The organism is Vibrio sp. 070316B (assembly GCF_013114115.1).
GTDB classification, from domain to species: Bacteria; Pseudomonadota; Gammaproteobacteria; order Enterobacterales; family Vibrionaceae; genus Vibrio; species Vibrio chagasii_B.
Genome location: NZ_VTYC01000006.1, coordinates 71,649 through 93,878, shown reverse-complemented (window position 1 = coordinate 93,878; position 22,230 = coordinate 71,649). Strand labels below are relative to the sequence as shown.

Sequence of the window (22,230 nt, the reverse complement as noted above, 5' to 3'; positions counted from 1 at the left end):
TAATTACTGCTGAAGCGTAAATTCTTTTGAAAGATGGTGCGCTAAGTATTTAAACATGTTAAATACTGCGGTTGTATTCTCTGTCGGCATCCCATTGCTGTCTAAGAAGTATTCGCCTTTGAAGACGAGTACATCGTCTTTCTCTACTACGCTGTTTGCGCGCATGCCTTCAATGTAGTCATCATGTGATTGGATAATTTGGTTTGCGATAAGCAGTAAATCAAATTCTGCTATTACTTTCTTTGTCATGAGTTTATCTCTGATAACTGAATATAACGTTGAGTTTATGGTGTCGAACTAGAAATTCAATGATTTCACAACCGATTAAGAGAGTCTTTTCGAATATCCACAATTTATTTTGTGATTTATGGCAAAAATAATGGAATGGGGCTCGCGTTCGATTCATGGACAAGCTTAGTATGAGCCCGTTTAGAGTTAATGCCTGATGAATAGGCCCTTGCTAGTATTCTTTTCGAGTACTTTATAGCTTCTTTATATTGTGACCCTTTTATCTGTGAGTCGACGAATTGTCGAGCGATCAGATCCAATTTTGAAAAAAGCGGTTGATCTTCTAGTAATCTCGCACAATAGTAAAAAAAGAAGCAATGAATTTAGAATATCATGCGTAAAAGCCCACAAGTTAAATTGTTGGTGCTAAAGCATCGTGATTAAGGACGTTAGAGTCAATATGGGTAAATCGCTCGTTATAGTGGAGTCGCCGGCCAAGGCTAAAACTATCAATAAATACCTTGGCAAAGACTTTGTCGTTAAGTCGAGTGTAGGTCACGTACGTGACTTACCAACGGCAGGTCAAAGTACTGGTAAAAAGGCTGCTGCAGTTTCAACAAAGGGTATGAGCCCAGAAGAAAAAGCTCGTATCAAGAAAGAAAAAGATCGCAAAGCTCTTATCAAAAAGATGGGTATTAACCCGTATAAAGAGTGGGAAGCAAATTACCAAGTATTACCGGGTAAAGAAAAAGTTGTTGCTGAACTGCAAAAACTGGCTGAGAACGCAGACCATGTTTATCTCGCAACCGATTTGGACCGCGAAGGAGAAGCTATCGCATGGCACCTTCGTGAGATCATCGGTGGCGATGAAACGCGATACAAGCGAGTGGTGTTTAACGAAATCACCAAGAACGCAATTCAACAAGCTTTTGAAACTCCAGGTGAGCTAAACATCGATGGCGTAAACGCACAGCAAGCACGACGTTTTATGGACCGTGTTGTTGGCTTTATGGTGTCACCTCTGCTTTGGAAGAAAGTAGCACGAGGCCTATCCGCTGGCCGTGTTCAATCAGTTGCTGTAAAGCTTCTTGTTGAGCGTGAGCGCGAGATCAACGCCTTTATTCCGGAAGAGTTTTGGGATGTGCATGCTGATACCAAAACAGCAGAAAAAACAGATTTTAGACTTCAAGTAGCTCAGAAAGACGGTGTTGCGTTTAAACCTGAAAACGAAGCGCAAACGCAAGCTGCATTGAGTGTTCTTGAGAAAGCACAATACGAAGTATGTAAACGTGAAGACCGCCCGACGAAGAGTAAGCCGTCTGCACCGTACATTACTTCAACGCTTCAACAGGCTGCGAGTACCCGTCTTGGTTACGGCGTAAAGAAAACCATGATGTTGGCTCAACGCCTATACGAAGCGGGCTACATTACTTATATGCGTACTGACTCAACTAACTTGAGTTCAGAAGCGGTAGAAGCAGCTCGTGAATACATCGGTTCTGAGTTTGGTGCAGAGTACCTGCCACCTAAAGCGCTAGTATACGGTAGCAAAGAGGGCGCTCAAGAGGCTCACGAAGCGATCCGTCCTTCAAGCGTTGATGTTAAGTCAGAAGACTTAAACGGCGTAGACGCAGACGCACACAAGCTTTACTCACTGATCTGGAATCAATTCGTAGCGTGTCAAATGACGCCTGCGCAGTACGACTCAACAACAGTAAGCGTGAAAGCTGAAGAGTACACATTAAAAGCGAAAGGTCGCATCCTTAAATTTGACGGTTGGACTCGTGTTCAACGTCCGATGGGTAAAAACGAAGATACGATTCTGCCAGCCGTACAAATTGGCGATAAGCTGGATCTCGTTGCATTGGATCCTAAGCAACACTTTACTAAGCCACCGGCTCGTTTCACTGAAGCGGCGCTTGTTAAAGAGCTTGAGAAACGTGGTATCGGTCGTCCTTCAACATACGCGTCGATCATCTCTACTATTCAAGATCGTGGTTACGTGAAAGTTGAACAGCGCCGTTTTTATGCTGAGAAGATGGGTGAGATTGTTACCGACCGTTTAGACGGTAGCTTCAATGACCTAATGAACTACGACTTTACGGCTCGTATGGAGCAGAAGTTAGACCAAATCGCTGAAGGTGAAGCAAGCTGGAAAGGCGTGCTAGATAATTTCTTCAAAGATTTTACCGGTGATCTGGAAAAAGCGGATCTTGATGAAGGTGCAGGCGGCATGAAGCCAAACCACATCGTAGAAACTGATATCGAGTGTCCAACTTGTGGCCGTAATATGGGTATTCGTACTGCTTCGACAGGCGTATTCTTAGGGTGTTCTGGTTATGCACTTCCACCAAAAGAGCGTTGTAAGACAACGATTAACCTTGGTGATGAAGAAGGTATTATCAACGTTCTTGAAGAAGATGTTGAAACAGCTGCCCTTCGTGCTAAAAAGCGTTGCCCAATTTGTGAAACGGCAATGGATGCTTATCTGATTGATGATAAGCGTAAGATGCACGTATGTGGTAATAACCCGAACTGTGAAGGTTACGTGGTTGAACACGGCGAATTCAAAGTAAAAGGCTATGATGGTCCGCTTGTTGAGTGTGACAAGTGTGGCTCAGATATGGTTCTGAAGAATGGTCGTTTCGGTAAGTACATGGATTGTACGAGTGAAGATTGTAAGAACACTCGTAAAATTTTGAAAAACGGCGAAGTTGCGCCACCAAAAGAAGACCCAGTACATTTCCCTGAACTTCCATGTGAAAATTCAGATGCGTACTTTGTGCTTCGTGATGGTGCTTCTGGTCTATTCATGGCAGCAAGTAACTTCCCTAAATCACGCGAAACTCGTGCTCCTTTAGTGGAAGAGTTAGTTCGCTTTAAAGACCGTATTTCACCGAAGTTCCAATACCTGACTACAGCACCAGTTGCTGATCCAGACGGTAAGCCGACAGTGGTTCGTTTTAGTCGTAAGACAAAAGAGAACTACGTTCGTACAGAAGTGGATGGTAAGCCTTCTGGTTGGACCGCCTTGTACATTGACGGTAAATGGGAAGTAACGGATAAACGTAAAAAGCCCAAAGAAAAGTAACTGAACGTTATTGATATAAAAAGCAGCCAATAGGCTGCTTTTTTTCGACTCATATATGACTAATTATGCAACTCGTTGAAATTGAGTCTTAGTTGTAATTATTTATTAAATTCACAGGGTAAAATAAATTAAGAGATTAATCACACTATCTTATGTAACTGTAACGAATGTGTAACTTAATTAGAATATTGTAACTCACAGATCAGCATTTAGTTGTATACCCGATGTGTGTCGAGTGTTAATGTAATGTTTCGCCCAGACGGTGTAATGTGAGCTGCTTTAAGTCTTAGGAAAGCAATCAGTTTACATAGCACAGAATGGCGTATTAAAAATTGAAATCGGCAGGAAAGTCGATAACGTATATAAAACCAAGTGCAAAGAATAGTGCACACATAACAACGTTTGGCTTAGGATACTGTCACTGTATGTGAATGGATATTCGCTAAGTACCGAAAACATTGTTAGTGCTCATCCCCCAGAGGAAGATACCTCTACGAGCACTGACATCGACAAGCTATAAATATATGGAGAATAAAATGGCTGGTGTATTGGGAATGATTCTTGCTGGTGGTGAAGGCTCTCGTTTAAGACCTTTAACTGAATCGCGCAGCAAACCCTCGGTTCCTTTCGGTGGTAGTTACCGCTTAATTGATTTCGCTTTAAATAACTTCGTTAACGCGGATCTAATGAAGATCTATGTATTAACGCAGTTCAAGTCACAGTCACTGTTCCACCACATGAAAAAAGGTTGGAATATCAGTGGTATAACAGATCGTTTTATCGACCCAATTCCTGCTCAAATGCGCACAGGTAAGCGTTGGTATGAAGGCACTGCAGATGCGATCTATCAAAACCTTCGCTTTATGCAGCTAGAAGAACCGGACCAAGTTTGTATCTTTGGTTCTGACCACATCTACAAAATGGATATTAAGCAGATGCTTGATTTCCACAAAGAGAAGAAAGCGGCACTAACGGTATCAGCACTGCGTATGCCTCTTGCAGAAGCGTCTGAGTTTGGTGTCATTGAGGTTGATGCTGAAGGCCGTATGGTCGGCTTTGAAGAGAAGCCTGCTAACCCTAAACCAATTCCAGGTGACCCTGATTCTGCATTGGTTTCTATGGGTAACTACGTATTTGAAGCAAATGAGCTTTTTGCAGAGCTGGTTGAAGATGCGGATAAAGAAGATTCAACTCATGACTTCGGTAAAGATATCATTCCAAATATGTTCCCGCGTGGTGACGTGTTTGTTTACGATTTCAGTACTAACCGCATTACAGGTGAGAAAGAAGAAGTTTACTGGCGCGATGTAGGTACGATTGACGCGTACTGGCAAGCTCACATGGACCTTCTTGAGAAAGATGCACCATTCTCACTATACAACCGCAAGTGGCCACTACACACTTACTACCCACCATTACCACCTGCGACGTTTACAGACTCGGCTAATGGTCGTGTTCAAATCATCGATAGCTTAGTGTGTAACGGTAGTTATGTTCGTGGTTCTCGTATCGAGAAGTGTGTACTTGGCTTCCGCAGCAACATCGCATCAGCGTGTGATATCAGTGAGAGTATCTTATTGGGCGACGTAAAAGTGGGCGAGGGCTGTGTACTTCGTCGTGTTATCGTCGATAAAGATGCAGACATCGCACCGGGTACACAGATTGGTGTAAACCTGAAAGAAGACAAAAAGCATTACCACGTCTCTGACGATGGTGTAGTAGTAATCCCTAAAGGAGCACGAGTTGGTTACTAAGACTCTCTCGGTACTTTTTGTAGCGTCTGAAGTTGAAGGCTTGATTAAAAGCGGTGGCTTGGCTGATGTAGCCAAGGCACTGCCTAAAGCGTTACAAACACTCGAACAGGACGTTCGAGTGACCATCCCCGCTTACCGCAACATTCCAAATATTGATTCTGCAGAAGTTGTTCTAGCAACAGAGCTCGATCATTGGCCTCATACGGCTTATCAAGTTAAGAAGTTAAGCGTTGAAGGGGTACAAGTGTTTGGTATTGAATGTGCTAAATACTTCGACCGTCCAGAAATGTACGCTGAAAATAATCAGGCTTATGCTGATAATGGCGAGCGCTTTTCGTTCTTCAGTGCAGCATGTTTGGATATGCTTCCTAAGCTTGGTTTCCAACCAGATATTATTCACGCGAACGATTGGCATACAGGCTTTGTTCCTTTCTTGCTTAAATCTCGCTACCAACAGCATGAATTCTTTGAGAACACGCGCAGTGTTATTTCAATCCACAACGCGGTGTTCAAAGGCGTATTCTCATACGATGAGCTGCAATGTCTTCCTGAAATGCACAGTCGTAATGTTCCGGAAGCTGCGGTCAGTGATACGCACGTGACGATGCTAAAAGCTGGTGTCTTGTGCGCTGATAAAGTCAACGCAGTAAGCCCTACGTATGCACAAGAGCTAAAAACAGAGCTTGGTAGTCATGGCATGGCGGCAGAATTTCAACGTAGAGCTTCAGACTTAGTCGGAATCTTAAATGGTTGTGACTACGGTGCTTGGAATCCGGAAACGGATGCATTCCTTCCTCGTAAATACAAAGCGACCAAACACAGCATGGCGCGTGGAAAGTCAGCGTGTAAGCAGAAACTGCAACAAGACGTCGGCTTGCCGGTTATCGATTGTGCCGTGTACGGGATGGTTTGTCGTCTAACGAACCAGAAAGGTGTTCACTACTTGCTGCCTATCATTGAACAATTCTTGAAGAACGATCTTCAGATTGTGATTGTAGGTACGGGTGACCCTGTTTTAGCGAGCCAATTGAAAGAGTTATCGGCACTGCATTCAGAAAAATTCTCATTTGTAGAGGCATACAACAATGAGTTAGCTCACTTAGTTGAAGCCGGTTCTGACTTTTTCTTGATGCCTTCTGAATTTGAACCTTGTGGTTTAAACCAGATCTACAGTATGGCTTATGGCACCTTACCAATCGTTCGCTCTGTCGGTGGTTTAAAAGACAGTGTTAATGATTATGACGAGGAGCCAGAGGTGGCGACCGGCTTTGCTTTTGAAGAGCCGACTCCGCAAGCTTTGTTGGCCGTGCTACACCGCTCATTGTTACTCTATGCACAAAACCCGTCTGAAATTAAGCGTGTTCAGCTTTATGCGATGCAACAAGACTTTAGCTGGGAAGATGCGGCGAAAGAGTATTTAACGATGTATCACTCAGCCATCTAGTCGCCTGTTTAGATTTTTAGCAGGCACTAACATCAAATGGTTAAAAACCTTATTAAATTAAGGCGCTCTGACAACAGGGCGCCTTTTGCTATCTGGTCTGAGTACATCACGTTTAGAAAGACAAAGCTTGCAAACTCATTTAAGTCAGGTAGAAAAGGAAGTGAAGTATTCATGGTGCTAATGATAGGTTTGACACTATTATCACCTAATCTTCTTAATAGCGTGATATCCTTAGTCATCGCCTTGTGATGAGGCCTAGCTCCATTTTTATAATTAAAGCGATAGGTATGTCTGAAAGTTTATTATTTCATAAAACATTTACTCACCCTACTAGCGATGAGTGGGTGGTATTTGTGCATGGTGCCGGAGGTAGCTCCTCTATTTGGTTCAAGCAGATCAAGGCGTATAAACAGCATTTCAACCTGCTCCTCATCGACCTGAGAGGGCATGGTAAATCAGACAACATACTTAAAGAGCTGATATCAAACCGTTATACATTCAAAGCTGTCACGCTTGATATTCTTAAAGTATTAGACCACCTTAAAATCCGCTCCGCACACTTCGTTGGTATGTCGTTAGGAACCATTATTGTCCGTAATGTTGCGGAGTTAGCGGCAGGGCGTGTGCGTTCAATGGTATTAGGTGGTGCGGTAACTAAACTCAACACCCGTTCGCAAGTATTGGTTAAGCTAGGAAATCTAAGCAAACACATCATTCCTTACATGTGGCTTTATAGCCTTTTTGCTTACATAGTGATGCCACAAAAAAGCCAAAAAGAGTCTCGTCACCTGTTTATTCGTGAAGCCAAAAAGCTGTGTCAAAAAGAGTTTAAACGTTGGTTTATATTAACGGCTGATGTGAACCCCTTAATGAAATATTTCAAAGATAGGGAGTTACCGATACCAACCCTTTATCTGATGGGAGAGCGTGACTACATGTTTATCAAGCCCGTTAAAGAAATGGTTGAGGCGCACGAGTCAAGTGAACTGGTCGAAATTGCTAACTGTGGTCATGTGTGTAATGTTGAAAACCCTGAAGAATTCAACCAGCACTCTATCGAGTTTATCCAAAAGCAAATCCAGTGATTTCTAAGTCGGTCATTTGAACTCATAATAGAATTGAAATAAAAACGGGAAGCTATTTGTAGCTTCCCGTTTTTGTTTTGAGGATGAATCAGATGAAGCGGCTAAGACCTCATTAAGCTCGTCTACTCAGGAGAGTTAGCTCCGCATTGCCAACAAGAACCAAATTGTGCTTCGTTCACTTCATGACATTCACTGCAGCGCCACTCTTCATAGATGATAGAATCTTGCTGTTTTTGGTAGTCATTGACAATAGCACGCGCCTTAGTGGCCATTTCTGGCTCATATAGCCATACGTATGGGTCAGTTTCTTCTGTGAACGGGATTTCCCCTTTCAAACCAAACAAACCCTCACCACGGACTTCACAGGCAATATTCTCACTTTCTAGGAGTCCGCAGATGATATGTGCCTCTGTCGGATTTGATGCACTGAAGATTTTCATTGATATAGAACCTTATCCGGCCACAATTATTATTCCGCAACCGGTGCTGAACGAAACTTGCTCATCAACCATTTAGCGATAATTGGGAACACCCCCAATAATGCAAATGACAATAGTACAGAAGGTGAAACGATGCCTGAAAGCGAATCAATTTCTGCGAGTTGGGTACCAGCATTCAAGAAGACTGCAGTACCAGGCAACATGCCGATTTGGCTTGTTACATAGTAGCGAGTCACCGACATGGGTGTTAAGCCCATCAGCAGGTTGATAAGGAAAAACGGAAACACTGGGATAAGTCGCAAAGAAAACAAGTAAAATGCGCCGTCTTTTTCAACGCCTTTATTAATCGTAGTGAGTTTGTCGCCAAACTTAGTTTGAATCCAGTCTCGCAGTAGGTAACGGCTACTCAAAAAGGCAAGAGTTGCGCCTATTGCACTGGCGAAAGATACCAATAACAAACTATTCCAGAAGCCAAACAGCGCAGCACCAAGTAGTGTAACAACGGCTGCTCCCGGGATGGAGAAGGCGGTGATCAATACATATGCGATAAAGTACGTCGCCGCGGCGGCAATAAAGTTACTTTCAATGTAGTCGTTTAGCACCGCTTGCTGTGCTTTGGCGTTTTCGAGCGTGAGGTATTGGCCAAAATTAATGCCTAATAAAACGATCGTTACGACCAATACAATACCCAATATCATTTTCTTACTCATTGATACTTCCTCAAATTTTCAATGCATACCATTAGTATAGATAGACAGGCAAAGCATAGATTAACTTTCATAAGATAATAAAAAACTATTTAGTCTAGGTGATGAATTAGGTTTGAACCGCTAACCCAATTAGTTAGCCTTGTGTTAATAAGTAACAACCTATAGATAGATGTGGGAAAAATAATCGTTTATCAGAAGGTGGTAGCGCTCTACTAGAGACTTGTTTTGCCTAAATTATTTCAATCGTAATAATTTGTACCACGTAAAAAGTGACAAAAAGTTGAAAGAGTTTTGGTCTTGGCTCGTTCTATATACGTAACAATCGAGGCATGAAGATTGTTTTAGATAATTATTCAGGCAGACAACTAAGGAGCTAGCTATGAAATTATTATCAATGATAACGGTTATCGCTACAACAGGCCTTCTCTCTTTCCAAGCTATGGGTTCGGGTATCTATCATAGAGCCGCTGTAGAATCTAAAATCTTTAAAGGGGATGTAGTGGCGAGTCAATCACAGGCTTACGAATCTGGAAAACAAATCTGGATGGATATAAACGGCAAAGGCTCATATGAGCTTAGCAAAATCCTACCTCAAGCATCGGAAAAGGTAGACGTGCGTTCGTTTGAAATTAGAAACGGGAGCATTAAAGTTAAAGAGATAATGAATTCTTCTGGAGAGATTAACTTCGTTCCCATGGTCAAAGTAGACTTTAAGTATAATTATCGCCCATCCTTTTAGGGTATTGATAGAGCATTAAGGCCGCAGACTATCTAACATTCAGAATCGAAAAAAAAGCCGCAGAAATGCGGCTTAGTTGTATAAAAAGGTGTACTGAAAATGTTAATTGACGCGACTGATAAGCTCTTCACGACGTTGCTGCGGGATAACCGACCAATGGGTGCCATTGATCGCCCCCTCTAGTGCCCAAAGCAGTTCAATACTGACGGAGGACGCATGAGAATCCTTGATGGCATTAAATGCGTTTACAGAGCCAGATTCATATAAACGTTCTACGGAATCAATTCCAGCTTTCTTCAACATGCGCTCGGTGGCGAGTCGAAGATTCGGGAGGTCTTTGAGTCGAGTTGGCTTAGCAGCGGACTGTTCAGCTTTCTCTTCTTTTGCAAAGCCCAGAGACGTAGTCGCAAGCTGCAAGATTTTCTCTTGGTCTTGCCATAAGCCTTCGGGTAGAGCGAAATATTTAGTTACGACAGGGAAACCACGCTTTTTGTAGACGTACGGTTGAAACCCTTGTTGCTCGAACTGTTTTGTTGTGCCTTTGTCTGCTCGTATGTGCAACTGGTCATTAACAACCAGAGCAAACATAGTGTCATCAGCAAAAAGACCGAATCCACCAAACATTGAGCGTGATTTTATTTTTCCTAGGGGCTCAAATAACTTCATTGAGTCCTTTAGTATCGGTTTATCCATGTTATTTATCTCGGTGTATTTGAACTACGCCACCAAATAAGCAGGTCCGAGAGATTAGCAAAATGTTGCAATTACATTGTCAATAAGCCGTAAATTACTAAATTATTAGTAGTTACTGCATTTTGCCATCGGTAACCCCGCTACCATACCAACGAGTGGTTTAGGCCGGAAGCTTTGCGTCTCACCTTTTCAAGTGATTTGCCCTGTGCGTGACTGATTGAATAGAATAAAGTTTTTGTTGAATGAGGCTCACACTTGTTATTTCAAAGTGTGATATTGCTTCAATTAATGATCTTTATTATATGAAACTAGGTTTATTTTAGTTGCTGATAAAAAAAACGCACCCAAAGGTGCGCTTGATGAAAATAAACTCAATTTATCAGTTAATTTAACGTTTTAACTGTACTACGTTCAACAATTTCTGGGTGCATTTCGAAGACGCGTTTTTCATGGTCTTTGTCTTTAATACGCTCAAGCAGAATTTCGAAGGCGTTCTTACCGACACGGCGCTTCGGTTGGTGAACGGTAGTCAATGGTGGAGAGAAGTACTCAGCCAGTTCGATGTTATCGTAGCCAATGATAGAGATATCTTCAGGGATACGGATGCCTTTCTGCTGTAGGCGGCTCATCAAGCCTAGTGCCATGGTATCGTTGAAGCAGAATACAGCTGTCGGGCGATCTTCCATCTCAACAATTTTGTCAGCGGCTAGAACGGCAGTATCACACTCAAAGTTACCTTCGATGATCATGTCGTCATTTGCAGTAATGTTAGCTTCTTCCAAAGCGCGCTTGTAACCAGCGATACGCTCCACACACGCCGCTTTGTCTAAGTGGCCACTTAAACAAGCAATCTTTGAGTGACCGCGGTCGATTAGGTATTTAGTCGCTAGGTAGCCACCTTCTTCAGAGTTATCGATGATCTTATCTGCTTGAGAACTCTCCGGGCCCCAGTCCATGACTACTTTAGGGATGTCAGCGTGACGGTCTAACATCTCTCTCAGTTCTTCAGTTAGGTCTGAACACATAACCAAGATGCCATCTACACGTTTCTCTGCAAGCATTCGAATGTAGTCACGTTGCTTCTCATAGATACCACCCGTGTTACACAGGATCAAAGTGTAACCTTGACGGTAGCAGTAGCTCTCAACACCATCGATAACTTCTGAGAAGAATAGGTTGGTTGATTGAGTCACTAGCATGCCGATGGTTCGTGTTGAATTACACTTCAAACTACGAGCAACAGCACTTGGTGCATAGTTTAATTCGTCTACCGCTTTATTTACTTTTTCTTGAGTCGCTTCTGCAACAAAACGGGTTTTGTTGATTACGTGAGAAACGGTTGTTGTTGATACGCCGGCTAAGCGAGCGACATCTTTTATAGTGGCCATGGTTTTATCCTATTAGAAGCTACTTTCCCCAAAGTACGGAATGAAGTAGCCGTTAAGCTACCTAACTAAGAGCTTAAACGTGTAGGGCTCTTTGGGTACTAAAGTGTTAAAAAACAAAAAACCGCTATTGAGCGGCTTGTCTTAACACCGAAATGCTCTGAAACTTAATAAGCATAGCATTTCGTGAATGTTTCATATTTTATCGTTTGCGGTCACAATTTTAGACTGACTAGAAAATACTCGCAATAAAATTCACCCAGAAATCCGGGTGAATTGTCACATTCTACTGAATTTATTTACCTAGTCATCTAATAAGCTATTCACCAGCCAAATATTGAGTGTCTAATTGACAGAATGCCAGTAGCAGCGATGATATTGATGCATAGAAACCGAACTCATCAACCTCATGACACTTAACCTTGAACTTTGGAATCCAAGTGAGTAGCTGTTGCTCAATAAACTGCTGTTGAACTTCGAATGACTTTTCTAACTCTTCCTCTGATTCTGTTTCATTAGAGCGAATGATTAGGTTACCTAGGAAGTCGAGTTCAATAGCGATGTGGTCTGCTGGTTCTTTTAGATCTTGGTTAACCACTAAGTTGTGCTTAGCCATGATCTCTTCCATCTCTTTTGCTGGCTTATCGTTTAATAGCCCAGTTTCACCGATGTACATCGAAGCGTAGGGAAGGGCACCATGCTTGTCTGTCTTTAGGAATAGGTCACAAAAGTCAGCAGCCAGTTCCAGTTGTGCATCTTCACGTGTTTGTAAGCGGTTTAGTGCATCAACTAAGCTATCAATCGCAGGTTTGAGTGTTTCATTTTCGCCTAAACCAGTTAAGAAAGAACGAATTTCAACAGAGTGGTAGTGGTCAAGTTCATCTTGAGTGAGCTCTTTGGCGAATAAGCTTGATAACCACCAGTAAATTTCTGCTCTTTGCTCATTGAACGCTTTCGTATCTTTCATTACGTAAATCCTGATTTAGTCTTGTGGTGTTTTTTACACACCAAGGCTGATGACGAGGTTATTTGCGAAATGCAAAGTTACTCGTTAGTAGTAATGCCTATATTGAATTGTGCCAGACGACAAATAGCAAGGTTTAAGATTGTCTTGTATCAAAAAAAATCCATGTTTCTGGCATTTATCTACAGTACCACTAGAATTGTTACTAGTTATGAATAGAATAGTCACCGAAACTATTAAATAAGAAAAGTGGTGTAGATGAGCTATCACGTATTAGTCGTAGAAGATGATGTGGTGACCCGTAGTAAACTGGTTGGTTATTTCCAGAACGAAGGGTACACAGTAAGCGAAGCAGAAAGCGGCGCTCAAATGAGAAACGTGTTAGAAGAAAACAACGTTGACCTCATTATGCTGGACATCAACTTACCAGGCGAAGATGGATTGATGCTAACTCGCGAATTACGCAGTCAATCAGACATTGGAATTATTTTAGTTACTGGACGCACGGATAGCATCGACAAAATTGTTGGCCTTGAAATGGGCGCTGACGATTACGTTACTAAACCCTTCGAACTTCGCGAGTTACTGGTTCGAGTTAAAAACCTACTTTGGCGTATTTCTGCCGCTCGTAAAACAGCAGCAGGTGCGGTTGAAGAATCTGAAGATGAATCAGTGGTTCGTTTTGGTGAGTGGACATTTGATATCCCTCGTCGTGCGTTAAGCAAAAACGGTGAACCAGTAAAACTGACGAAAGCTGAATATGAATTATTGGTTGCGTTGTCTTCTTACCCTAACCAGGTATTAAGCCGTGAACGTATTCTTAATATGATCAGCCACCGAGTAGACGCGCCAAATGATCGTACTATCGACGTACTGATTCGACGCATGCGTGCAAAAATGGAATTCGACCCTAAGAATCCACAAATCTTTGTGACGGTCCATGGTGAAGGTTACATGTTCGCTGGTGACTAAGTCTTGCGGGACATGTTAGTCCGCTAGAATAGTAAATATTAAAAAGCCGAGACATCATCAGTGATGTCTCGGCTTTTTTATGACTCAGTCTTTTATGTAGACTGCTTATTGAGGCTGAGCTGCCGAAACGACATTCTCATCTTCAGCTAGGCTCGAAGCTTCAGGCACGACGACTGGCTCTTCTGCAATATCACTGCTGGTGTCTAGCCAGTCACGTAGGCTTTGCCAAACCAACCCCATGGTCTCATGCCAGTAACGCTCTGTCTGTTCAAGATAAATCGCCTTAGGCATGTACTTATTCCAAGGCTCAACAATACCTTCTTGTGCTAGGTAGTTGGTCGGTGCCGGTAATGGTTTCATACCAGCCGCGTTAAATTCGTTGAGAGCACGTGTCATATGGCTTGCTGAAGTCACCAACACCATTCTTTTATTCTTAACGAACGCAGCGGCTTGGCGGGCTTCTTCCCAAGTGTCTTTGGCTGTTTCCAGCAGAATGATATCAGGCTTTGCCACACCGAGTGCTAGGGCTACCTTAGCCATCATTCGTGCGTTGCTGACTTCTGTACCAGCGCCGTAGCCAGAAAGAATCAGTTTAGCGCCCGGGTAGAGGCGTAAAATGCGAATACCTTCACTCAAACGCATCAAGCCTGTGCGACTCAGTTCAGATGTTGGTGGGATCTGGTCATCAACGACGTGGCCGCTACCAAGAACCATCACGTAATCGACGGTTTCGTCGACAGGTAAAAATGCAGTGTGCTGCCTTTCCATTGGTATTAATAGTTGACTAGAAACTGGCTGGAAAGCGATTAGGAAAATACCACAGAGGGCTGAGAGGGTAATTAAGCAACCAGTCTTTCTTTTAGTAGTAAACATCACTAGGGCTAAGCCCAGAAATGCGAGAATTAACATTGCTGGTAGTGGCATCAGTAATGAAGACACTACTTTTTTCAGCTCAAACATATCCGAATAGTCCGAAAAAACATCACTTAGTAGTAAAAAGAGACATCGCCTCTTTATTCCTGAAATTCCTGTGACAGAATAGCAGGCACGATAGGACATAATAACTCAAGTAGCCGTGACTGAAGACCGTAATTTCGACGATATTGCCCACAAATTTGCAAAAAATATTTACGGCTCTGACAAAGGAGAGATCCGTCAGATCATCGTATGGGAAGATTTAGAACAAGCTTTGAGCAAGTTTGAAGATTCTACTTTTCCACTGCATGTGCTTGATGCCGGAGGCGGATTGGCACAGATGTCGCAAAAAATTGCGGCACTTGGTCATAAGGTTTCTCTATGTGATCTCTCTTCTGAGATGCTAAAACTGGCTCAAGAAGGGATCACCGAAGCAGGGCTGTTAGAGCAATATCAGTTTATCCATTCTCCGGTACAAAAAGTGGCAGAGCATCTCGACGATAAAGTCGACTTTGTGATGTTTCACGCCGTTATGGAGTGGCTAGCCGATCCTAAAGAAGCACTTGATTTGCTACTTGAACAAGTCAAACCGGGTGGTATTGCCTCGATAATGTTTTACAACCACCACGGATTAGTCCTGAAAAATGTGATTTGTGGCAACATTCCTCATGTATTGAATGGGATGCCACATCGAAAACGGTTTAAGCTGCAACCACAAAAAGGCTTGAAGCCAGAAGAGGTTTATCAATGGATAGAAGACGCTGGTCTAGAAATCTGTGGTAAATCAGGCATTCGCTCCTTCAGTGACTACATAGGTAATATGGAGTACATGGGCGATTACCAATTTGAAGATGTATTGGAACTAGAAAAACAGCTATGTCGCCAAGAGCCATATCTGTCACTAGGCCGTTATATTCACGTTTGGGCTCAAAAACCTGCGCAATAACAGTGATGAATGTGGTAAAAGAAACCACAATATGCGCTATGCAATCGTAAGAAGCCCGCGTTATAAAGAAATAGGCGTCATATCTACTGTGTTTGATATGACGAAGAACAGTAACAGGAACCACAATGAGTGAAATGACTCAAACTGCCGAAGAGCAGCCAATTGATGAGTTGGTGGGCTGGGTCAAGCAGCATGATTTTTCATTAAACTTGCCGCCAGAGCGCTTAGCATTTTTGATTGCTATTGCAGTATTAAGCAATGAAAGGTTCGATGAAGAGCTGGGCGAGGGTGAACTGCATGATGCGTTTACTATCGTCACTCGACTGTTTGAAGATACTGGTGAAGCCTCAGCGTTTCGTGCCAATAATGCAATTAATGAGTTGGTTAAACAGAAGCTGATTAGCCGCTTTACCAGCGAAATTACCGATGGCGCAAGCATCTACCGCTTGTCACCGTTGGCAATTGGTATCTCAGATTATTATTTACGTCACCGTCAGTTCTCTAAATTAAAACTGTCTATCCAACTTTCTATGGTTGCGGATGAAATGGCAAAAGCTATTGAAGCAGCACAGAAAGGTGGAACGCCAGGGCATTGGAGAAAGAACGTTTACGGCGTGCTTAAGTACTCTGTTGGTGAAATTTTCGATCAGATTGATCTTAACCAACGCGTTATGGATGAGCAGCAGCAGACCGTAAAACAGCAGATTGCCGACCTTCTTAATAAAGATTGGCGTGAAGCGATCAACAACTGTGAAGTCTTGCTATCAGAAACCTCAGCCACGCTAAAAGAGTTGCAAGATACCTTGCAAGCGGCAGGTGATGAACTGCAAACACAGATCCTCGATATTCAAGAAATTGTTTACGGCGACGATGAACTCGAGTTTGTTGGCGAAACCCTGTTTGGTCTGCAAATGAAGCTCGACCGAATCACAAGTTGGGGCCAACAAGCGATTGATCTATGGATCGGCTATGACCGTCACGTTCACAAGTTTATCCGTACCGCGATTGATATGGATAAGAACCGTGCCTTCAGCCAACGTCTACGTCAATCTGTGACGGAATACTTTGATGCGCCGTGGCTACTAACTTATGCCGACGCTGAGAAGCTGACGGATCTTCGTGATGAAGCACTAGTGCTTCGTGATGACGAAGTAACAGGACAAGCGCCACTCGACGTAGAGTACGAAGAATTTGAGCAAGTGAACGATCTGCTGTCTGAAAGAATTGCAGATATGTTAAAAGCTCACAAACAGCAAGGTGCGCCAATCGATCTTGGCCTTGTGTTACGCGACTACCTCGCTGAACACCCTCGCACACACCATTTTGATTTAGCCAGAATTGTTGTCGACCAAGCGGTGCGCTTAGGTTACTCAGAGTCTGACTATCAGGCTATTCAGCCAGATTGGCAGGCAATCAACGATTTCGGTGCAAAGGTACAAGCCAATGTCATTAACAAGTACTGATGATTACATGCCAGAGAAACTGGTAAAAGCGATAGCGAACCCACTGTTCCCTGCGCTAGACAGCATGCTGCGTTCAGGTAAGCATATTTCAACAGAAGACCTAGATAACCACGCGTTACTATCTGATTTTGAAGTTGAGCTTCAGCATTTCTACCAACGCTACAACACAGAACTTGTGAAAGCTCCGGAAGGTTTCTTCTATCTGCGTCCGCGTTCTACGTCTTTAATTGGTCGTAGTGTGTTGTCTGAGCTAGACATGCTTGTTGGCAAGGTATTGTGTTTCTTGTACCTAAGCCCAGAGCGTTTGGCACACGAAGGTATCTTCACTAACCAAGAGCTATTTGAAGAGCTAATGGCACTAGCGGATGAGAAAAAACTCATGAAGCTAGCAACAAACCGTGCGTCTGGTTCTGATTTAGACAAAGAAAAACTGTTTGAAAAAGTGCGTACTTCTCTGCGTCGCCTACGCCGTATCGGCATGTTGATTGCGATTGGCGAAACGGGCAAATTCCGTATCAGCGAAGCGGTATTCCGTTTTGGTGCGGACGTACGTGTTGGCGATGACATGAAAGAAGCTCAACTGCGCCTTATCCGTGATGGTGAGGCTGTGGTGCATACTCAAGAACCTAACCAAGGTAGCTTGTTGAATGAAGAGAAAGCTGAAGCTACATCAGATGTAGATGAAAACGGTCAACAAGATATTTTTAACGATCAAGCTGATTTTGACCTTGAGTCAAACGACGGCGAACAAACAAAAGTAGAAGGTGAAGCATGATTGAAAGAGGTAAGTATCAATCATTAACCATGGTCAACTGGAACGGCTTCTTCGCACGTACTTTTGATATTGATGGATTGGTTACAACGCTTTCTGGCGGTAACGGTGCAGGTAAGTCGACCACAATGGCGGCATTCATTACAGCACTTATCCCTGACCAAAGCCTTCTGCATTTCCGTAACACAACGGAAGCAGGCAGCTCACAGTCATCACGTGATAAAGGCCTTTACGGTAAGCTTCAGCCAGGCGCATGTTATGCAGCGTTAGATGTGGTGAACTCTCGTAACCAACGCCTACTGTTTGCAGTAAAACTGCAGCAAGTTGCTGGTCGTGACAAGAAAGTAGACATCAAGCCGTTCGTTATCCAAGGTCTTCCAAGCCATGTGAAGCCAACGGATGTATTGATTCAGAACGTTTCAGACAGTCATGCTCGTGTATGTCAGCTAAATGATGTGAAGGCCGCAGTTGCACAATACGAAGGCGCACACTTCAAAGCGTTCTCTTCGATTGTGGATTACCACTCACAGATGTTCGAATACGGTGTGGTACCGAAGAAACTGCGTAACAGCAGCGACCGCTCTAAGTTCTACCGTCTGATTGAGGCATCACTTTACGGTGGTATCTCAAGTGCGATTACACGTTCTCTGCGTGATTACCTTCTGCCGCAAAATGGTGGTGTGAAGAAAGCATTCCAAGATATGGAATCGGCACTGCGTGAGAACCGCATGACGCTAGAAGCGATCAAGACAACTCAGTCTGATCGTGATTTGTTCAAGCATTTGATCACTGAATCGACTAACTACGTGGCGGCAGACTATATGCGCCATGCGAACGATCGTCGCAATAAGTTAGATCAAACCATGAAGTTCCGTGGTGAACTGTTTGGTTCGCGTGAAACTTTACTTGAGCAAAACAACCTGTTGAATCGAGTTCAAGAAGAACTTGAGTTGCTGGTGGATCAAGAATCGTCTCTAGAACAAGACTACCAAGCGGCTTCGGATCATCTTCAATTGGTTCAAACTGCACTTCGTCAGCAAGAGAAAATTGCTCGCTACAGCGAAGATCTAGAAGAGCTTAATGAGCGTCTAGAAGAGCAGATGATGGTGGTTGAAGAAGCTCAAGAGCGAGTACTTCTTGCAGAAGAGCAGGCAACCATTACTGAAGAAGAAGTGGATAGCCTGAAAACTCAGCTTGCTGATTACCAACAAGCATTGGATGTTCAGCAGACTCGCGCACTTCAATACCAGCAAGCGGTTCAAGCATTAGAGAAAACCAAGCAGTTGCTAGGTGATGAATCTATTACGGCAGAAAGTGCGTTGACCTTGGTTTCTGAGTTAAAAGCACAAGAAGAGTCAAGCACACAGAAGCTACTGTCTACTAAGCACAAGCTAGACATGTCTTCAGCAGCTTCTGCACAGTTCGATAAAGCGCTGTCTTTGGTTAAGAGCATTGTTGGTGATGTTGAACGTAAAGAAGCGTCTCACAGCGCTAAACAAGCTCTAGAAAAAGGTCGTAACGCAAAACATGTTGTTGAGAACGAACAGCAATGGCGTGCTCAGCATCGCGACATGGCTCGTGATGTGGCGCAGCAGCGTCAAGCAAAAGAGCTGGCGACTGAATACCAAAAGCAACACAACATTTCACTGACTGACGAAGCGGTTTTCGACGAAGAGCGCGAACGTCATGCAATGCAGATCGAAACGCTTGAGTACGCTCAAGAAGAGTTACGTGAAGCGAAAAGTGAACAGCGTCGTGTACAACAAAACCACGACCAAGAGATTCAAAAGCTAGAGTCTATTGCTCCTGCTTGGATCACAGCAAACGATGCGCTTGAAGCATTAAGAGATCAAACCGAAGCTGAGCTAGAAGATAGCCAAGCGGTGATGACGCAAATGCAACAAGTGCTTGAAGATGAAAAGTCTCAAGCGGTGGCTAAAGATCAACTGGCAACTCGCCGAGCTGAACTTGAGCAAGAAATTGAGCGTCTAGCATCACCAGGTGGTTCTAACGATCCTCGCTTGAAAGGCTTAGCGGATACCCTTGGTGGCGTGTTGCTTTCAGAGATCTACGACGACATCACAATTGGCGATGCGCCATATTTCAGTGCGATGTACGGCCCAGCTCGTCATGCGATTGTGGTTTCAGATCTTGATGGCATCAAAGAGAAGCTGATTGATCTTGATGATTGTCCTGAAGACCTTTACATCCTTGAAGGTGATGTAGACGCGTTTGATGACAGCTCGTTCAATGCTGATGAATTAGAAGGCGCGGTGTGTGTTCAATTGAACGATCGCCAAATGCGTTACTCTCGTTTCCCTGAGATCCCACTGTTTGGTCGTGCGGCTCGTGAGCAGCGTTTAGAGAAACTGCGAGAAGAGCGCGATGTGGTTGTTGAGAATCACGCGAAAGCTGCGTTTGACTCTCAAAAGCTGAATCGTTTATACCAAGCATTCAACGGCTTTGTAGCGAAACACCTGCACGTTGCGTTTAATGCAGATCCAGAGCAAGCACTTGCAGTCGTTCGTGAGAAACGTAACCAAGTAGTACGTTCATTGGCTGAACTGGATTCGAAAGAGCAACAGCAACGTAGCCAGCTTCAACAAAGCAAACAGGCGATTGCTGCACTTGATAAGTTAGCGCCTATGGTTCGTATTCTAGAAGACGAAACGCTCGCTGAACGTTTAGCTGAACTAGAAGTACAACTAGAACGTCTGAGCGAAGCTAAGTCTTACCTGAACACTCATGGCAAAGCGCTTGCGTCATTAGAGCAAATCGTTTCAGCACTAGACGCTGACCCAGAGCAATTCGAAGCTTTGGAAGCTGAGTACCGCCAGGCGGACAACGCGCTACAAACACTAAAAGGCAAAGTATTCGCACTGTCTGATCTGATTGAGCGTCGTCACTACTTTGCTTACGCAGACTCAGTTGACCTGCTTAACAAGAGCAGTGAATTGAGTGAGCAACTGAAAGCGAAACTGGTTCAAGCAGAACAAGCTCGAGCGAAAGGCCGCGATGGCTTGAAGCAAGCTCGCGAACAGATGAACCAGTACAACCAAGTATTGGCAGCGCTGAAGAGCTCGCACCAAGCGAAGCAAGAGACGGTTCAAGAGTTCAAACAAGAGCTTCAAGAGTTCGGTGTTAACGCTGATGAAGGTGCTGAAGAGCGCGCTGTACGTCGTCGTGACGAGCTTCAAGAGCGTCTGCATACTTCTCGTAGCCGTAAGAGCGAATACGAACGCACGATCACCTCAACTGAACTTGAGATGAAAGCACTGGCTAAGCGTCTTAAGAAAGTACAGAAAGAGTACACAGAGCTTCGTACCTTCGTTGTTGCTGCAAAAGCAGGTTGGTGTTCAGTACTGCGTTTAGCTCGTGAGAATGACGTTGAACGTCGTCTACACAAGCGTGAACTGGCTTACCTAACGGCGGGCGAACTTCGCTCAATGTCGGATAAATCACTGGGTGCACTGCGTCTGGCTGTGGCTGACAATGAAGATCTACGTGATTCGCTGCGTCTATCTGAAGATAACGCACATCCAGAGCGTAAGGTTCTATTCTATATTGCGGTTTACCAACATCTTCGCGAGCGTATTCGCCAAGACATCATTCATACGGATGATCCGGTTGAAGCAATCGAAGAGATGGAAGTTGAGTTAGCCCGATTAACAGAAGAACTGACGCAGCGTGAAAACCGCCTAGCGATCAGCTCTGAGTCGGTAGCAAGCATCATTAAGAAGACGATTCAGCGTGAGCAGAACCGTATTCGTATGCTGAACCAAGGTTTGTCGAACATTTACTTTGGTCAGGTTAAGGGCGTACGTTTGAATGTTAAGATCCGTGAAAGCCACGAAATCTTGCTATCGGGCCTAGCGACTCAACAAGAGCAGCATAAAGACTTGTTCGAGACGACTCGCTTCACCTTCTCTGAAGCAATGGCGAAGTTGTTCCAACGTGTGAACCCACATATCGACATGGGTCAACGTTCTCCGCAAGTGCTGGGTGAAGAGCTACTGGATTACCGTAACTACCTAGAGCTAAGTGTAGAAGTTAACCGTGGTTCAGACGGCTGGCTACAAGCGGAATCGGGTGCACTTTCTACCGGTGAGGCGATCGGTACTGGTCAATCTATCCTATTGATGGTTGTTCAGAGCTGGGAAGAAGAGTCTCGTCGACTTCGTAGCAAAGACATTGTTCCATGTCGCTTGTTGTTCCTTGATGAAGCAGCTCGTCTGGATGCGAAGTCTATCTCTACGCTGTTTGAACTGTGTGATCGTCTAGGCATGCAGCTTCTGATTGCAGCGCCTGAGAACATCAGCCCAGAGAAAGGCACGACCTACAAGCTGGTACGTAAGGTCTTCAAAGATCACGAACACGTACATGTTGTTGGTCTGCGTGGTTTTGCACAAAACAAACCTGCATCGCCAGTGCAAGAGCTGATTGAAGAAGCTGAGCAGTAAGCTTTAAGCCGATTTATCGTATCAATTCAAAGCCCCTATTCACTTTATATACAGTGGTAGGGGCTTTTTAATATCTGAAGTCTAATCTCCCTGATTACACCTGCCTTCCTCCAATTGCCTTTATCTTCAACTTAATGTTTTCCATATACAGATAAGACCACTCATACCT

General features: G+C 43.9%; 17 protein-coding genes and 1 riboswitch. Of the genes, 10 read left to right on the top strand and 7 right to left on the bottom strand.

The window, feature by feature from the left end:
• Positions 1 to 3: 3 nt before the first annotated feature.
• Positions 4 to 249, bottom strand: a complete 246-nt coding sequence (locus tag F0251_RS07435) for a YciN family protein (RefSeq protein ID WP_004737436.1) — start codon at positions 247 to 249, stop codon at positions 4 to 6.
• 439 nt (positions 250 to 688) lie between these two features.
• Between F0251_RS07435 and topA the strand changes: the two genes are divergently transcribed.
• From topA to F0251_RS07415, 4 genes are all read left to right on the top strand, one after another.
• Positions 689 to 3,319: a type I DNA topoisomerase gene (gene topA, locus F0251_RS07430; protein ID WP_171730697.1), complete on the top strand. Its 2,631-nt coding sequence runs from the start codon at positions 689 to 691 to the stop codon at positions 3,317 to 3,319.
• Positions 3,320 to 3,843: 524 nt separating this feature from the next.
• A complete protein-coding gene (gene glgC / locus F0251_RS07425) occupies positions 3,844 to 5,073 on the top strand; it encodes a glucose-1-phosphate adenylyltransferase (protein WP_081090385.1) in 1,230 nt (409 codons plus the stop codon).
• The gene (gene glgA, locus F0251_RS07420) at positions 5,063 to 6,517 is read left to right on the top strand and encodes a glycogen synthase GlgA (protein WP_061034218.1); all 1,455 of its coding nucleotides are present in this window, start codon (positions 5,063 to 5,065) and stop codon (positions 6,515 to 6,517) included. Before glgC ends, glgA begins: the two co-directional genes overlap by 11 nt.
• Positions 6,518 to 6,804: 287 nt before the next feature.
• Entirely contained in the window at positions 6,805 to 7,602 is a 798-nt protein-coding gene (locus F0251_RS07415) for an alpha/beta fold hydrolase (RefSeq protein WP_008220088.1), read from the top strand.
• Positions 7,603 to 7,724: 122 nt separating this feature from the next.
• Here F0251_RS07415 and F0251_RS07410 read toward each other — a convergent pair whose 3' ends face one another.
• On the bottom strand, positions 7,725 to 8,042 hold the full coding sequence (locus F0251_RS07410) for a DUF2007 domain-containing protein (RefSeq protein WP_061034220.1): 318 nt from the start codon (positions 8,040 to 8,042) through the stop codon (positions 7,725 to 7,727).
• Positions 8,043 to 8,071: 29 nt separating this feature from the next.
• Positions 8,072 to 8,752, bottom strand: coding sequence for a TVP38/TMEM64 family protein (locus F0251_RS07405; RefSeq protein ID WP_061034221.1), 681 nt, complete (start codon positions 8,750 to 8,752; stop codon positions 8,072 to 8,074).
• A 379-nt stretch (positions 8,753 to 9,131) separates the two neighbouring features.
• On the opposite strand from F0251_RS07405, the gene F0251_RS07400 reads away from it, so the two are divergent.
• A complete protein-coding gene (locus tag F0251_RS07400; protein ID WP_061034222.1) occupies positions 9,132 to 9,491 on the top strand; it encodes a DUF3316 domain-containing protein in 360 nt (119 codons plus the stop codon).
• 102 nt (positions 9,492 to 9,593) lie between these two features.
• On the opposite strand, the gene F0251_RS07395 is transcribed toward F0251_RS07400, so the two are convergent.
• The 3 genes from F0251_RS07395 to torD form a co-directional block, all read right to left on the bottom strand.
• Entirely contained in the window at positions 9,594 to 10,184 is a 591-nt protein-coding gene (locus F0251_RS07395; protein WP_081090386.1) for a TfoX/Sxy family DNA transformation protein, read from the bottom strand.
• Positions 10,185 to 10,311: 127 nt separating this feature from the next.
• Positions 10,312 to 10,397, bottom strand: a riboswitch (cyclic di-GMP riboswitch).
• Positions 10,398 to 10,567: 170 nt separating this feature from the next.
• On the bottom strand, positions 10,568 to 11,572 hold the full coding sequence (gene purR / locus F0251_RS07390) for an HTH-type transcriptional repressor PurR (RefSeq protein WP_061034224.1): 1,005 nt from the start codon (positions 11,570 to 11,572) through the stop codon (positions 10,568 to 10,570).
• A 316-nt stretch (positions 11,573 to 11,888) separates the two neighbouring features.
• A complete protein-coding gene (torD, locus tag F0251_RS07385; RefSeq protein WP_171730696.1) occupies positions 11,889 to 12,536 on the bottom strand; it encodes a molecular chaperone TorD in 648 nt (215 codons plus the stop codon).
• A 255-nt stretch (positions 12,537 to 12,791) separates the two neighbouring features.
• On the opposite strand from torD, the gene torR reads away from it, so the two are divergent.
• On the top strand, positions 12,792 to 13,505 hold the full coding sequence (gene torR, locus F0251_RS07380) for a two-component system response regulator TorR (protein WP_008220067.1): 714 nt from the start codon (positions 12,792 to 12,794) through the stop codon (positions 13,503 to 13,505).
• A gap of 105 nt (positions 13,506 to 13,610) precedes the next feature.
• On the opposite strand, the gene elyC is transcribed toward torR, so the two are convergent.
• A complete protein-coding gene (elyC, locus tag F0251_RS07375; RefSeq protein ID WP_171730695.1) occupies positions 13,611 to 14,465 on the bottom strand; it encodes an envelope biogenesis factor ElyC in 855 nt (284 codons plus the stop codon).
• A 115-nt stretch (positions 14,466 to 14,580) separates the two neighbouring features.
• Between elyC and cmoM the strand changes: the two genes are divergently transcribed.
• The 4 genes from cmoM to mukB all read left to right on the top strand — a co-directional run bounded on the left by cmoM (position 14,581) and on the right by mukB (position 22,061).
• The gene (gene cmoM, locus F0251_RS07370) at positions 14,581 to 15,366 is read left to right on the top strand and encodes a tRNA uridine 5-oxyacetic acid(34) methyltransferase CmoM (RefSeq protein WP_105057382.1); all 786 of its coding nucleotides are present in this window, start codon (positions 14,581 to 14,583) and stop codon (positions 15,364 to 15,366) included.
• Positions 15,367 to 15,491: 125 nt separating this feature from the next.
• Complete coding sequence (gene mukF / locus F0251_RS07365; protein WP_008220060.1) at positions 15,492 to 16,829, top strand: chromosome partition protein MukF; 1,338 nt, start codon at positions 15,492 to 15,494, stop codon at positions 16,827 to 16,829.
• Positions 16,810 to 17,604 (top strand): chromosome partition protein MukE, encoded by a 795-nt coding sequence (gene mukE / locus F0251_RS07360; RefSeq protein WP_061032871.1) that lies wholly within the window; start codon positions 16,810 to 16,812, stop codon positions 17,602 to 17,604. Before mukF ends, mukE begins: the two co-directional genes overlap by 20 nt.
• Positions 17,601 to 22,061 (top strand): chromosome partition protein MukB, encoded by a 4,461-nt coding sequence (mukB, locus tag F0251_RS07355; protein ID WP_171730694.1) that lies wholly within the window; start codon positions 17,601 to 17,603, stop codon positions 22,059 to 22,061. Before mukE ends, mukB begins: the two co-directional genes overlap by 4 nt.
• The last annotated feature ends 169 nt before the right edge of the window (positions 22,062 to 22,230 follow it).